The 13397-nt window shown below is 68.9% G+C and carries 10 protein-coding genes; 6 read left to right on the top strand and 4 right to left on the bottom strand.

All coding sequences use genetic code 11. The features are described 5' to 3' along the window. Positions 1-99 precede the first annotated feature (99 nt). On the bottom strand, positions 100-597 hold the full coding sequence (locus tag ACJH6H_RS04095; RefSeq protein ID WP_133425438.1) for a cupin domain-containing protein: 498 nt from the start codon (positions 595-597) through the stop codon (positions 100-102). Positions 598-734: 137 nt separating this feature from the next. Between ACJH6H_RS04095 and ACJH6H_RS04100 the strand changes: the two genes are divergently transcribed. Next, entirely contained in the window at positions 735-1496 is a 762-nt protein-coding gene (locus ACJH6H_RS04100) for a polysaccharide deacetylase family protein (RefSeq protein WP_166427944.1), read from the top strand. Between the two features lie 31 nt (positions 1497-1527). Next, positions 1528-2205, top strand: coding sequence for a M24 family metallopeptidase (locus tag ACJH6H_RS04105; protein ID WP_212814584.1), 678 nt, complete (start codon positions 1528-1530; stop codon positions 2203-2205). A 73-nt stretch (positions 2206-2278) separates the two neighbouring features. Here the strand turns inward: ACJH6H_RS04105 and ACJH6H_RS04110 are convergent, their stop codons facing one another. Next, positions 2279-6943, bottom strand: a complete 4665-nt coding sequence (locus ACJH6H_RS04110; RefSeq protein ID WP_406774301.1) for a PGRS repeat-containing protein — start codon at positions 6941-6943, stop codon at positions 2279-2281. Between the two features lie 812 nt (positions 6944-7755). On the opposite strand from ACJH6H_RS04110, the gene ACJH6H_RS04115 reads away from it, so the two are divergent. Further along, complete coding sequence (locus tag ACJH6H_RS04115; protein WP_406774302.1) at positions 7756-8085, top strand: pentapeptide repeat-containing protein; 330 nt, start codon at positions 7756-7758, stop codon at positions 8083-8085. Between the two features lie 75 nt (positions 8086-8160). Here the strand turns inward: ACJH6H_RS04115 and ACJH6H_RS04120 are convergent, their stop codons facing one another. Next, positions 8161-9066, bottom strand: a complete 906-nt coding sequence (locus tag ACJH6H_RS04120; protein ID WP_406774303.1) for an SDR family NAD(P)-dependent oxidoreductase — start codon at positions 9064-9066, stop codon at positions 8161-8163. Between the two features lie 102 nt (positions 9067-9168). On the opposite strand from ACJH6H_RS04120, the gene ACJH6H_RS04125 reads away from it, so the two are divergent. The 3 genes from ACJH6H_RS04125 (at position 9169) to groL (ending at position 12418) form a co-directional block, all read left to right on the top strand. Continuing rightward, on the top strand, positions 9169-9732 hold the full coding sequence (locus tag ACJH6H_RS04125; RefSeq protein ID WP_318986666.1) for a helix-turn-helix domain-containing protein: 564 nt from the start codon (positions 9169-9171) through the stop codon (positions 9730-9732). Between the two features lie 10 nt (positions 9733-9742). Next, a complete protein-coding gene (locus ACJH6H_RS04130) occupies positions 9743-10579 on the top strand; it encodes an LLM class F420-dependent oxidoreductase (protein WP_406774304.1) in 837 nt (278 codons plus the stop codon). A 213-nt stretch (positions 10580-10792) separates the two neighbouring features. Continuing rightward, complete coding sequence (groL, locus tag ACJH6H_RS04135; protein WP_020101134.1) at positions 10793-12418, top strand: chaperonin GroEL; 1626 nt, start codon at positions 10793-10795, stop codon at positions 12416-12418. 106 nt (positions 12419-12524) lie between these two features. Here the strand turns inward: groL and ACJH6H_RS04140 are convergent, their stop codons facing one another. Then, entirely contained in the window at positions 12525-13337 is an 813-nt protein-coding gene (locus ACJH6H_RS04140; protein ID WP_406774305.1) for an endonuclease domain-containing protein, read from the bottom strand. Positions 13338-13397 lie beyond the last annotated feature (60 nt).

Raw genomic sequence — 13397 nt, forward strand, 5'->3', positions numbered from 1 at the left:
ACGCACATCATGGGATGTTTGTGTTACTCGCCGGTAGAGACAAATGACTCAATGTGTGCACGGCCGGCGCGGGGAGGCGGTCCGGACCGACCGCCGTCCTCACTCCACGAAGAAGTTGTCGTGCTTGATGAACCACTCGCGACGTTCGTCGTCGGTCATGTCGGCGAGTTGGCCGAACCCTTCGAAATAGGCCTCCCGGGGCGCACCCGGGGCGAAGAGCATCAGCACCGATGCGGGCTCGTCGGCCTCGTTTCGGAAACCGTGGATGCCGCCCGGCGGGACATAGAGGAAGTCGTTGGGGCCGGCCTGGACCCAGTCGGTGCCGTCGTAGAGCGTCATGGTGCCGGACAACACGAAGAAGGCCTCGGACATGGCGCGGTGGAAATGTGGACCCGGGCCACCGCCGTGCGGCGCGATGTCGACGCGGTACAGGCCGTAGTCGCCCGCGGTCTTCTGCTGGTTCGCCAGGTAGTGGTACTGGATCAGGCCTTGTGAGTCGTAATCGGGTGGCTCGTCACCACGCCGCAGCGTCGCGCTGACCTCCGGCCGGTCGGCGGTATAGCGGGCCGGCGGATAGGGCGGTACTACCAGCGACATGTCGGCTCCCGGTGGCCATCGAGATCGGAGACGGCTTCTCGATTTCCACCATAGGTCGGTCGCACCTGCCGCAGTTCGCGGCGAATTCACAGGCTCCGGACACGCGTTGTTCAGAGTCCCGGCCTACCGTCCCAGCGGTGATAACCAGACGCGCCTTCCTGGCTGCTGGGGCCGCGGCCGCCGGTTCGCTGGCGCTGGCCGCACCGAGCGTGGCCGCGCAGGATCCGAGCGCCGTCGCCGGGCAGTACGCGCGCCGGGTGCCGACCCAGTGGGGCATGGCGCTACCTGGGATCGTCACGTCGATCCCAGCGCGCGGGCGCCAACTGGCCCTGACGTTCGACGCCTGCCGCGGCGGTGTCGACGACGCGCTGCTCGACACGTTGCGGCGCAACAACGTGCCCGCGGTGCTGTTCTTCAACTCCCGTTGGATCGACCAGCACCCAGACCGTGCCGCGCAGCTGGCCGCGAACCCACTGTTCGAGATCGGCAACCACGGCACCCGGCACGTGCCGTTGTCGGTCACCGGCCGCGTCGCCTACGGCATCGCCGGCACGCGGTCGGCCGCCGAGGTGGTCGACGAGGTGTGGGGCAACCAGATCAAACTCACCGCGTTGACCGGCCGGGCGCCCACCTGGTTCCGGCCGGGCACCGCCCACTACGACGACGTGGCCGTGCAGATCGTGCGCGACCTCGGGTTGCAGCCGCTCGGCTTCAGCGTCAACGGCGACTGCGGCGCCACCTTGCCCGCCGCCCGGGTACGCGCGAATGTCGTTGGTGCGCAGCCTGGTTCCATCGTCATCTCCCACATGAACCGCCCGGGTTCGGGTACCGCCGCCGGCTACGCCGGTGCCATCGCCGACATGCGGGCGGCCGGATGGGAGTTCGTGCGACCCGCCTAGCATCAATGCGGTGGAGAAGTTTGACGAGGGCATGCGGGCCGCGCGGCTTCTGGATGCCCAGGACAAGGCGGCGGAACTGTTCGTCGCCATCGACGAGCGTGGGTTGATCCGGCCCGGCGTCGGCGAGCGTCAGGTGACCGACGAGATCCGTGATCTGGCGGCCGAAATCCTCGGCGTCACGCGGCACTGGCACAAGCGGATCGTGCATGGCGGCGAGAACACGCTGGCGACCGCGCGGGACAACCCGCCCGACCGGGTGATCGCCGACGACGACATCGTGTTCGTCGACCTCGGCCCGCTGTTCGAGGAGTGGGAAGCCGACTTCGGCCGCACCTTCGTGATCGGTGACGACCCACGAAAGTTGGCCTTGCGCAACGACTTACCGAAGGTGTGGGAAGCGGCGCGGGCCCACTTCGAGTCGACTCCGGATATCACCGGCGCGCAGCTGTTCGAGCACGTCGTCGGGTTGAGTCGAGCTGCCGGCTGGGAATTCGGCGGCGCCATCGCCGGACACCTCGTGGGGGAGTTCCCGCACGAGAAGATCCGCGGCCACGAGATCGACTCCTATGTGGCGCCCGGCTCGGACCGGCCGATGCGGCGCCTGGATTCCCAAGGGCGGCAATGCCATTGGATTCTCGAGGTGCACCTCGTCGACCCGGGCCGGCAGTTCGGCGGGTTCCAGGAGGAGTTGTTGGATCTACGGAGGTGACGGCATCCGGCCGTCCTGAACAGCCGAATGCGGTGTGGCGCCGATTGGCACCACACCGCATTCGCTGTTGTGGCTAGATCAGGACGCCGGAGCCGCCGGCCGGGTTGCCGGTGCCCCCCGAACCACTGCCGCCGGCGCTGCCGGTGGCGCCGTCGGTGCCGTCGTGGGTGCCGTGACCGCCGTTGGCGCCGCCCGAACCGCCCGCGCCTCCGGCCCCGCCGGCGGGACCGTCGCCACCGGCGCCAGTTGTCGCACCGGTGCCGCCGTTACCGCCATTGCCACTGGTGCCACCGGTGCCGCCGGCCCCGCCGTTGCCACCGTTGCCCCACTGGGTGATGTTGTCGTTGTAGCCGTTGCCGCCGTCGCCACCGGTTCCGCCGACACCACCGACGCCGCCGTCGCCGCCGGCACCACCGACGTTGTCGCCGGAGGAGCCGCCGCTGCCGCCGGCGCCCGCGGCGCCGCCGTGGCCACCCACACCGCCGGTGGCACCGGCATTGCCGTTGATGAACGGAATGCCGTTTGCGCCGGTCTGACCGTCGCCGCCGATACCGCCGTTGCCGCCGACGCCACCGGTACCACCGGCGCCGTCGAGGCCGTTAGCGGAGAATCCGCCGGCGCCGCCGTTGCCGCCGGCACCGCCCGCGCCGCCCGTGCCACCGAAGCCACCGCCGCCGCTGATACCGGCCGCGTTGTTTGACCCGAAGGCCGGGAGCCCGCCGACGCCGCCCGACCCGCCGGTGCCGCCCGTGCCACCGGCACCGCCGCCACCGCCGACACCCGAGACGGTGCCGCCGGCCCCGCCGATGCCACCGTTACCTCCGGCACCACCGGCGGTGCCGGACAGACCCGTGGCGCCCAGCGACGCTCCGATGGTCCCGTCGGCGCCGTTGCCACCGGTACCGCCGGCGCCACCCGCGCCACCGTTGCCGGTCAGGCCACCCGCACCGCCGGCGCCGCCGTCGCCACCGCGGCCGGCGGTGCCCAGGATGGTGAGGGCGTCGAAGCCGTTGCCGCCCTTGCCGCCGTCACCTCCGTTACCGCCTACGCCGTTGGCGGCCTGGCTGGCGCCGGCGCCGTTGAACCCACCGGCGCCCGCGTTGCCCGCGGCGCCACCGGTACCGCCCGTGCCGCCGTTGCGCTGGATCGACGAAATGCCGTCGGACCCGGCACCACCGGTGCCGCCGTTTCCGGCGTTGCCACCCTTGCCGCCATTGCCGACGGTGCCGTGGGCGGCCGCGCCGCCCTTGCCGCCGGCGCCGCCGTTACCGCCCGCACCACCGGAGCCACCGGTGTTGCCGCCGAGGACACCCGAGCCGCCGCTACCGCCGTTACCGCCCTTGCCGCCGATACCACCGGTGCCGCCGTTGCCGGCGTTCGTGCCACCGGCGCCGCCGCTGCCGCCGGCGCCGCCGTGGCCGCCGTTGGGGCCGTTCTCTCCAAGTGCGGCAAGGCCATTGGCGCCGTTACCGCCGATTCCACCGGCGCCGCCATTGCCACCGTTGCCGTTGGAGCCGCCGGAACCACCGTTGCCGCCGGCACCGCCGTTACCCGCGACGCCGACTGCGGTGATGGTGTTGAACCCGTTGCCGCCCTTACCGCCGTTGCCGCCGTTGCCACCGGCACCACTTGCGGCCTGGCTGACGCCCGCGCCGTTGAAGCCACCGGCACCCGAGGTGCCGGCGCTGCCGCCGTCACCACCCTTGCCGCCGTCGGGGATCAGCGACGAACTGCCGTCGGAGCCGTCGCCACCGTTGCTGCCGTTACCGGCTGCGCCGCCCTTGCCGCCACTACCGACGGTGCCGTGCGCGGCCGCGCCGCCCTTACCACCGACGCCGCCGTTACCGCCGTTGCCGCCCTTGCCGCCGCCGCCGAGGGCTCCGCCGCCGAGCACGCCCGAGCCGCCACTGCCGCCGTCACCACCCGCGCCGCCGACACCACCGGTGCCGCCGTTGCCGGCGTTCGTGCCACCGGCGCCGCCGCTGCCGCCGGCACCGCCGTGGCCGCCGTTGGGGCCGTTCTCCCCAAGTGCGGCAAGGCCATCGGCACCGCTACCGCCGATGCCGCCCCCGCCGCCGCTACCACCGTTGCCGTTGGATCCGCCGGAACCACCGTTGCCGCCGGCGCCACCGTTACCCGCCACGCCGATCGCGGTGATGGTGTTGAACCCGTTGCCGCCCTTGCCGCCGTTGCCGCCGTTGCCACCCGTGCCATTCGCGGCCTGGCTGACGCCCGCGCCGTTGAAGCCGCCGACGCCCGAGGTGCCGGCATTGCCACCGTTACCGCCCTTGCCACCGTCGGGGATCAGCGACGAGCTGCCGTCAGAGCCATTGCCACCGTTGCCGCCATTACCGGCCGCGCCACCCTGGCCGCCGGCCCCCACGGTGCCGTGGGCCGCGGCGCCGCCCTTGCCGCCACCGCCGCCGTTACCGCCGATGCCGCCGTTTCCGCCGCCGCCGAGGGCTCCGCCACCGAGGACACCCGAACCGCCGCTGCCGCCGTTGCCGGCGTCGCCACCGGCGCCACCCTTGCCGCCGTTGCCGGACTGGGTACCGCCCGCGCCACCGTTGCCGCCGGCGCCGCCGTGGCCGCCGTTGGGACCGTTCTCCCCAAGTGCGGCAAGGCCATTGGCGCCGTTGCCACCGGTGCCGCCCGCGCCGCCGCTACCGCCATTGCCCGCGGTCCCGCCGGAGCCGCCGTTACCGCCGGCGCCGCCGTTGCCCGCGACACCGATCGCGGTGATGGTGTCGAATCCGTTGCCGCCCTTACCGCCGTTGCCGCCGGTGGCACTGGCGTTGCCGGTCGCGGCCCGCTTCGTGCCGCTGCCGTTGAAGCCGCCGGCACCCGCGGTGCCGGCGTTGCCGCCGTCACCGCCCTTGCCGCCGTCGGGGATCAGCGACGAGCTGCCGTCGGAACCGTTGCCGCCATTGCCGGCGAATCCGGCCGCGCCGCCGGTGCCGCCGGCGCCGACCGAGCCGATGAACCCGACCTTCTTGCCGCCCTTGCCGCCGACACCGCCGTTTCCGCCGTCGCCACCGTTTCCGCCGCCGCCGAGAGCTCCGCCACCGAGGACGCCCGAGCCGCCGTGACCGCCGTTGCCGGCCTTGCCGCCGGCGCCACCGCGCCCGCCGATGCCGAAGATGTGGCCGCCATTTCCGCCGTCGCCGCCGTTGGCGCCGGTCTGGCCGTTGCCGCCGTTCTGGCCCAGCGCCGCAAGGCCGTCGGCGCCATTGGCACCGTCGCCGCCCTTGCCGCCGGTGCCGCCGTGCCCGATGCCTCCGGCGTTGCCGCCGTTGCCGCCGGCCGTCGGCGTGAAGATGCCGAAGCCCGAGTAGCCGGCGCCGCCCGAGCCGCCGTTACCGAAGCCGCGGGCATTGCCGCCGTTACCGCCGGTTACTCCGGGCAGGCCGCTCGAGTAGCCCTTACCGCCGTCGCCGAACCACAGGCCGCCGTTGCCGCCGTTGGGGTTGATCAGGTTTCCGTTGGCGCCGTTGCCGATCAGGTACTGGCCGGCCAACAGGTTGATTCCGGTGTCGACGACGAAGCCGATGGGGCTGTTGATCCAGGCCTGCACGCCGAAGTGCACGTTCTGGTAAATCCAGTTGGCGACGATCACCGTCGGGTCGACGAACGTCGGCAGGGCCAGCGGCCCGATCGCGGCCAGCGGGTTGACCGCGGCCAGCGGGTTGATGGCGGCGAGCGGGTTGACCGCGCCCAGGGGAGCGGGCGCGGCCTTCGGGTCGGTTGCCGCGAGTGGGTTGACGGCGCTCAGCGGCTTGGCCGCGGTCGGCGGGGCCGTGGCGGACACGGCAGCCGCGGCTGCCGGGTGCAGGCGCTTGTTGGCGACGACGCCGTACTCCACCTGGCGACGCACCCAGGCCATCACGGCCCAGACGCCGGGCATCTGGTCGGGATGGGTCGGCGCGTCGGGAGCCAGCATGGTGCCCAGGCCGACGGCGGACAGCAGGCCGGTGATCGGGTTGAACGGCCTGCTCGTGGGGGCCGTCATGACCGCCCCGGTTCCCGGGGTAGCCGCGCCCGACGAGATGGACGGGCCACTCGGAACCGTCGGGGTCGTGGCGCCGGCCGGGCTGGTCGTGGGGTTCGGTGCCGTCGGCTTGGTGCCGGGTGCGGTGGCCTTGCGTCCGCCGGCAGTGCCGTCGGTGGACACCCCGGCAGTTGACTGCGGGCCCCGTGCGGGGCGAGTACCGGGGGTGCCGGCGTTGGAGCTACCGGTCGAGGCGCTCGAGGTGCCGTCAGGGGTGCTGGCGTGCTTGGGCTTGTTGCCCGGGGTGGGCTTTACCTTGGGGCCCTTCGCCAGATCGTTGAGCGCCTTTCTGGCTTCGTCGGCGTACTGGCGCATCCGGTCCTGCGCCTGTTGACGCGGGTTGCGCGGGGTGCCGCTCGTGGAACCGGGCGAAGAGGTGTCACCGGGCTCGGTCGACGGCGTCGGCTTCGTGGACGGCTTCGTCGGCTTGGGCTTGCTCGGGTTCTTGGTCTTGCTGTCCGTGGTCTTGGTGGCGCCGGAGTTGCTCGACTTGGAGCCGCTGTCGCCGGTGGAGCTCTCGGTGTTGACGAGCCGGATGTCCGCGGTCACCGACTGCATCGTCGGAGAATCGGGTCCCAGCAGCAGCATGACGCCGGCGCTGGCGAATGCCGCGCTCGTCAACCCCGCGGCCGCGAGCGGCCCGGCGGCGCTCCACCAGCTGTTCGTCCCCACTGCCCTGTGCTTGCCCACGATCCTCCTCGTGCGTCGGGTGTGAGAAACACCACCCCCGTCAATAAACGTGGGGAGACTAACACCCGTAATCGCAAGCTGGGAACATCTTGAGGAAAGTGAGCGGCCGTTCATATCGCGGACCGCCGGTACCGGGACGATCTTGAAAAAGGCGTTCTCACCTGCGGAAAGTCGGCTACCGTGCATATTTTGAAAATATTCGGGCCCTGGGGTTACGGGTCTGCGCTCCGACGGCCGGGTCGCCGGGCGGCGTAAGCGTCTTAAATATGTTAGAACACGTTCATTTCTGTAGTGCACAACCGATTTGGCATCTTCGGGCAGGTGCGGGCCCTGAGTGGCGGTGCCGGCCGGGTGTATCCGGGCTGTCGCGGTGGCGTGTTTCAGGATTGGTGAAGGGTCCATCGGATCGGTGTGGATGAAGGCCCGTCCGTGACACTGTCAGCAAATGAAGATGCGCGACGGCGACGTTACGCAATTTCTCAATGACGTAAATACGTTGCTCGGGCGGTAATTTGCCATACTCGTTGTATTTGCGGCGATCGTGGGGCTGGAACCGACGATGATTCTGTTGAAAATCAATTCACCCGGTAAATATAGGTGACCTGTGACGTGTGTGAATATCGCTGGTAATTAATCACTTTGGCACATTTTCGACGCTCGGCCGCTGCATTGCGACATATCTTGTGAAACTGTGACAGGTCGCGCTCTCGCATACGCGTAATCGAGTAGCGATATTTGCCAAATTGCTTCGCATTCGCCCGGCTGCTGTCTACTCTCTATCTATCCATATTCGGGCTAGCGAAGGAGAAGTCATGTCGATGATCCGTTCAACCGTCCTCGTGGGAGCGGCAGTGGCCAGTGCCGGTGCCATCGCGCTGCTCGGCGCCGGCGCGGCGTCCGCCGACTCCGGCATCAACCTCGGACCCGGCAGCAACGACGGTGTGCTCAACGGCGGCTCCAATAACACCGGCGTCCTCAACTTCGGTTTCGGAAACAAGGGCATCCTGAACCTCGGCAATGGCAACACCGGCGTCGCCAACATGGGCAACCTGAACACCGGCATCGTCAACATCGGTAACGGGAGCGGCGGCGTCGTCACCGTCGGCGACGGGCGCAACGGGCTGCTGAACATCGGCTACTGAGGCGCTTCGAAGCCGAGACAGTCCTGTGGGTTGTGCGAAACCTCCTGTCGCACAACCCACAGGACTTCTTTTTGCTCACACCGGGAACGTGACGCCGGTCAGTTCCTCGGACACCGCCCACAGCCGTTGCTGCAGCTCGGTGTCATGGGACTGGTCGCTCGAGCCGACGACCTTCGGGTGCCCGGTCTGCTGGAACCGTCCGTCGGGTCCGTAGTACTGGCCGCCGAACGCGGCGGGGTCGGTGGCGGCGCGCAGGGTGGGCAGGGCGCCCATCGCGGCACTTTGGAACAGCCGGTCGACGACGGGTGCCAGGACGGCGGGCGGCACCGGCACGTGCCGCGCCAGTTCGGTGTTCGACCCGCCCGGGTGTGCCGCGAGGGCGACGGTCTCGGCGCCCGTCAGCCGGCGCTGCAGTTCATACGTGAACAGCAGGTTGGCGAGCTTGGACTGCCCGTAGGCCTCCACCCGGTTGTAGCGGCGTTCCCATTGCAGGTCGTCGAAGTGGATGGCGGCGCGAATCCGGTGGCCCAGGCTGCTGACCGTCACGACGCGTGAGCCGGGCACCGTCAGCAGCTGGTCGAGCAGGAGTCCGGTCAATGCGAAGTGTCCCAGATGGTTGGTGCCGAACTGCATCTCGAACCCGTCGGCGGTGGTCTGCTTCGGCGTCCACATCACGCCGGCGTTGTTGATCAGCAGGTCGATCGCCGGGTATTCGGACTTCAGCTGTTCGGCGGTTTCGCGAACCGACTGCAACGAGCTGAGGTCGAGTTCCTGAAGGGCGACGTCGGCATCGGGCGTGGCCTGCCGGATGCGGTCGACGGCGTCCTTGCCCTTGTCGAGATTGCGGACGGCGAGCACGACGTGTGCGTTCTTGGCGGCGAGCGCTGCTGCGGTCTCGTAGCCGAGGCCGGTGTTGGCGCCGGTGATGACGGCGGTGCGTCCGGTCTGGTCGGGGATGTTGGTGGTGGTCCACTTGGTCATGACGGTTCCTCGGTAGCCTGGGCCTTATCCGGGGCGAGCGCCCCGGATGCTTCACCTATCCGGAACGGTCGCCCCGTTTAATTTGTTCCCGGGAGCATGATGATCTGCAAACCGAAGAGGCCACTGCGGGCCGACGCGGCCCGGAACCGCGCTCGCGTGCTGGAAGTCGCCTATCAAACCTTCGCCGATGAGGGGCTTTCCGTGCCCATCGACGAGATCGCCCGGCGGGCCGGCGTCGGCGCCGGCACCGTCTACCGACACTTCCCGACCAAGGACGATCTCTACCGCGCCGTGATCGAGGATCGACTGGAGACGGTCATGGGCGCCGGCCGGGCGTGCCTGGCGTCGGACGCGCCGGGCGACGCGCTGTTCGACTTTCTGCGGTCGATGGTTCGGTGGGGCGAAACCGATCAGGGCCTGGTCGACGCACTCGCCGGCCTCGGGATCGACGTCCACGCCCTGGTGCCCGATGTCGAAGAGGAATTCCTGGCGCTGCTGGGTGAACTGCTGGCCGCCGCCCAGGGCGCCGGCGCCGTTCGGGCGGACGTCACGGCCTCGGATGTGAAGACGCTGCTCGTGGCGGCGAACGCCGCGCAGCGGTACAGCGCCGACGCCGCCGACCGCGTCGTCGAATTGATGATGGACGGACTCCGGCCCCGTCAGTAGCGTCGGCCGTATGAAGTTCGGGATCTCGACCTTCGTCGATGACGACAGTATTGATCCGGTTTCGCTGGCCCGCGCGATCGAAGAGCGCGGCTTCGCGTCGCTCATCGTCGCCGAGCACAGTCATATTCCCGCGAGCCGTGAGTCGCCGTATCCGAACGGTGGGGAGCTGCCGCCCTGGTACTACAACACGCTCGACCCGTTCGTGACGCTTGCCGCCGCGGCGGCGGTGACGTCGACCATCGAGCTGTTCACCGGCATCGCCCTGCTCATCCAGCGGGATCCGATCCACACGGCCAAAGAGGCCGCCAGCATCGATCTCATCTCCGGTGGCCGGTTCATCTTCGGCGTCGGTGCCGGCTGGAATCTGGAGGAGATGCGGGACCACGGCACCGATCCGAAAACCCGTGGCGCCCGGCTGGACGAGAGCATCGAAGCCATCACGGCGCTGTGGACCACCGAGCCCGCCGAATATCACGGCAAATTCGTCAACTTCGACGCGTCGTACTGCCGGCCCAAGCCGGTCCGGAAACCGCATCCCCCCATCTATGTCGGCGGCAACTCCGATGCCACCGTCAAGCGGGTGCTGCGTCACCGGGCGGGCTGGATATCGAATCCTTTCCCCAGGGACGTGCTGGCGGAACGAACGGCGCAGTTGCGCTCGGGCGCGGACTACGACGTGCCACGCGCGATGTTCGGTGCACCCCTGAAACCGGACTACTGGCGTACCGCTGAAGACCTCGGCTTCGGCCAGCTCGGGTTGTTCCTGCCGTCGGTCGGCAAGGACGAATCGCTGCGCCTGCTCGACGATTACGCGGCGCAGGTGGCGCAGTACCGGTCGGCGTCCTGATTTCCGGCCGCGAAGCGGCGCCTGCGCGGATGGCGAACAACCTTGCACTCGCCCTGCCTGAGTGCTAAAAAGACGTTGGCACTCTCGATAGGTGAGTGCTAGGTCGGGACAGTGAGGCCGGGGCCGCATCTGCGAGCACAGCCCAGGCCGTCCGTCGCGGGCGCTGCGCCTGACCAAAGACGTGCAATTCCCAACCGGAGGAATTACTTCGCAATGGCCAAGACAATTGCGTATGACGAAGAGGCCCGCCGTGGCCTCGAGCGGGGCCTGAACAGCCTCGCCGACGCCGTAAAGGTGACGCTGGGCCCCAAGGGTCGCAACGTCGTCCTGGAGAAGAAGTGGGGCGCCCCCACGATCACCAACGATGGTGTGTCCATCGCCAAGGAGATCGAGCTCGAGGACCCGTACGAGAAGATCGGCGCTGAGCTGGTCAAGGAAGTTGCCAAGAAGACGGACGACGTCGCTGGCGACGGCACCACCACCGCCACCGTGCTGGCCCAGGCCCTGGTTCGCGAAGGCCTGCGCAACGTCGCTGCCGGCGCCAACCCGCTCGGCCTGAAGCGCGGCATCGAGAAGGCCGTCGAGGCTGTCACCAAGGGTCTGCTGGCTTCCGCCAAGGAGGTCGAGACCAAGGAGCAGATCGCTGCCACCGCCGGTATCTCGGCCGGTGACCAGTCCATCGGTGACCTGATCGCCGAGGCCATGGACAAGGTCGGCAACGAGGGTGTCATCACCGTCGAGGAGAGCAACACCTTCGGCCTGCAGCTGGAGCTCACCGAGGGTATGCGCTTCGACAAGGGCTACATCTCGGGTTACTTCGTGACCGACGCCGAGCGTCAGGAAGCGGTCCTCGAGGACCCGTTCATCCTGCTGGTCAGCTCGAAGATCTCGACCGTCAAGGACCTGCTGCCGCTGCTGGAGAAGGTCATCCAGTCGGGCAAGCCGCTGCTGATCATCGCCGAGGACGTCGAGGGCGAAGCCCTGTCGACCCTGGTCGTCAACAAGATCCGCGGCACCTTCAAGTCCATCGCCGTCAAGGCCCCGGGCTTCGGTGACCGTCGCAAGGCGATGCTGCAGGACATGGCGATCCTCACCGGTGGCCAGGTCATCAGCGAAGAGGTCGGCCTGTCCCTCGAGACCGCCGACATCACCCTGCTGGGCAAGGCCCGCAAGGTCGTCGTGACCAAGGACGAGACCACCATCGTCGAGGGTGCCGGCGACGCCGAGGCCATCGCCGGCCGCGTGGCCCAGATCCGCAGCGAGATCGAGAACAGCGACTCCGACTACGACCGCGAGAAGCTGCAGGAGCGCCTGGCCAAGCTGGCCGGTGGCGTTGCCGTCATCAAGGCCGGCGCTGCCACCGAGGTGGAGCTCAAGGAGCGCAAGCACCGCATCGAGGACGCCGTTCGCAACGCGAAGGCCGCCGTCGAAGAGGGCATCGTCGCCGGTGGTGGCGTGGCCCTGCTGCAGTCGGCTCCGGCTCTCGACGAGCTGAAGCTCGAGGGTGACGAGGCCACCGGTGCCAACATCGTGCGTGTCGCCCTGTCGGCTCCGCTGAAGCAGATCGCCTTCAACGGTGGTCTGGAGCCGGGCGTCGTCGCCGAGAAGGTGTCGAACCTGCCCTCGGGTCACGGCCTGAACGCCGCGACCAACGTGTACGAGGACCTGCTGGCCGCCGGCGTTGCCGACCCGGTCAAGGTCACCCGCTCGGCGCTGCAGAACGCGGCGTCCATCGCGGCGCTGTTCCTCACCACCGAGGCCGTCGTCGCCGACAAGCCGGAGAAGGCCGCGGCTCCCGCCGGCGACCCGACCGGTGGCATGGGCGGTATGGACTTCTAAGTCCAGCTCTTACGGGAAGGCCCGGTCTCTTCGGAGGCCGGGCCTTTTCTTGTGTGACGCTGACAGCGCCGCCATGGTCGTATTTGCGATGGTGACGCTGTCAGCGTCACATTGCGATCGTGCCGTGATGTGCACCCCTGCGGACCACCGACAGAATGTCCTCCAGAATCAGATCCCAGCGGTAGACAACGTCCTCATGGGTCAGTCGCATGGCCAGGAACCCCAAGCCGACGGCCACCCTGTCCCTCGTCCGGTCGGGCTGATACTTGGACAGATGGTGCTCACGGCTGTCGGCTTCGATGATCAGTCGGTCGCCCACCAAAAGGTCGACGCGGCCCACTCCCGGAATGTCCACTTGGGTTTGTAGGTGGATCCCCAAGGCGCGCAAGCGTAATCGGATCATCGTCTCCGTGCCCGATTCGCTCTTCGGGTCCAATCGCTCGGCCAGGTTCAGATGCGCAAAGCGCGATGCCGACACAATGTCCCGCGCGTCGGCCATCTCGATCATTTGTTTGTTCAGCATTGAGTCCAGGACGACGATCAGCCCCTCAGTGTCCAGGCAGTGCGCCGCCGACGCGACGGCAATGTCGATCGGGTCGATGGCTCCGACGATGGGTGGATCGAGGCGGTACGGCTGGCAGGACCGAACTCTTGGGCGGGATTGGCGGGCCCGCCTCGAATACCGGACATGCAAACCAGAATCGGGCACCCAGACGCCGTAGTGGCGTAGCACAGAGACACAGCTCAAAATGCCACCGGCGGAGACCGCGCGGACGACCTGCGGGTTTGCGGAGGGGCCGGCATACCAGCCGCGCCGCACCGGCAGCCAGCCAGCTGGGCGCGGCATTCCCGCGGCGCGCAGTTGCGCCGCGGACACCACCCCGCCGTTCGCAGCCGCCAGTTGTTCTATTTCCCCCATCGCTCAATAGCAGCCGACAACGATGGGCGACGGTAGTACCCGATCGTCAGCCTGTGGATA

Origin of the sequence: Mycobacterium sp. SMC-21, from assembly GCF_045310825.1 — a bacterium.
In the GTDB taxonomy this organism is placed as follows: Bacteria; Actinomycetota; Actinomycetes; order Mycobacteriales; family Mycobacteriaceae; genus Mycobacterium.

Coding starts and splice junctions, on each gene's coding strand:
- ACJH6H_RS04115 (WP_406774302.1), top strand. CDS start 7,756: ATGTCGATGATCCGTTCAACCGTCCTCGTGGGAGCGGCAGTGGCCAGT.
- ACJH6H_RS04130 (WP_406774304.1), top strand. CDS start 9,743: ATGAAGTTCGGGATCTCGACCTTCGTCGATGACGACAGTATTGATCCG.
- groL (WP_020101134.1), top strand. CDS start 10,793: ATGGCCAAGACAATTGCGTATGACGAAGAGGCCCGCCGTGGCCTCGAG.
- ACJH6H_RS04105 (WP_212814584.1), top strand. CDS start 1,528: ATGCGGGCCGCGCGGCTTCTGGATGCCCAGGACAAGGCGGCGGAACTG.
- ACJH6H_RS04095 (WP_133425438.1), bottom strand. CDS start 597: ATGTCGCTGGTAGTACCGCCCTATCCGCCGGCCCGCTATACCGCCGAC.
- ACJH6H_RS04140 (WP_406774305.1), bottom strand. CDS start 13,337: ATGGGGGAAATAGAACAACTGGCGGCTGCGAACGGCGGGGTGGTGTCC.
- ACJH6H_RS04120 (WP_406774303.1), bottom strand. CDS start 9,066: ATGACCAAGTGGACCACCACCAACATCCCCGACCAGACCGGACGCACC.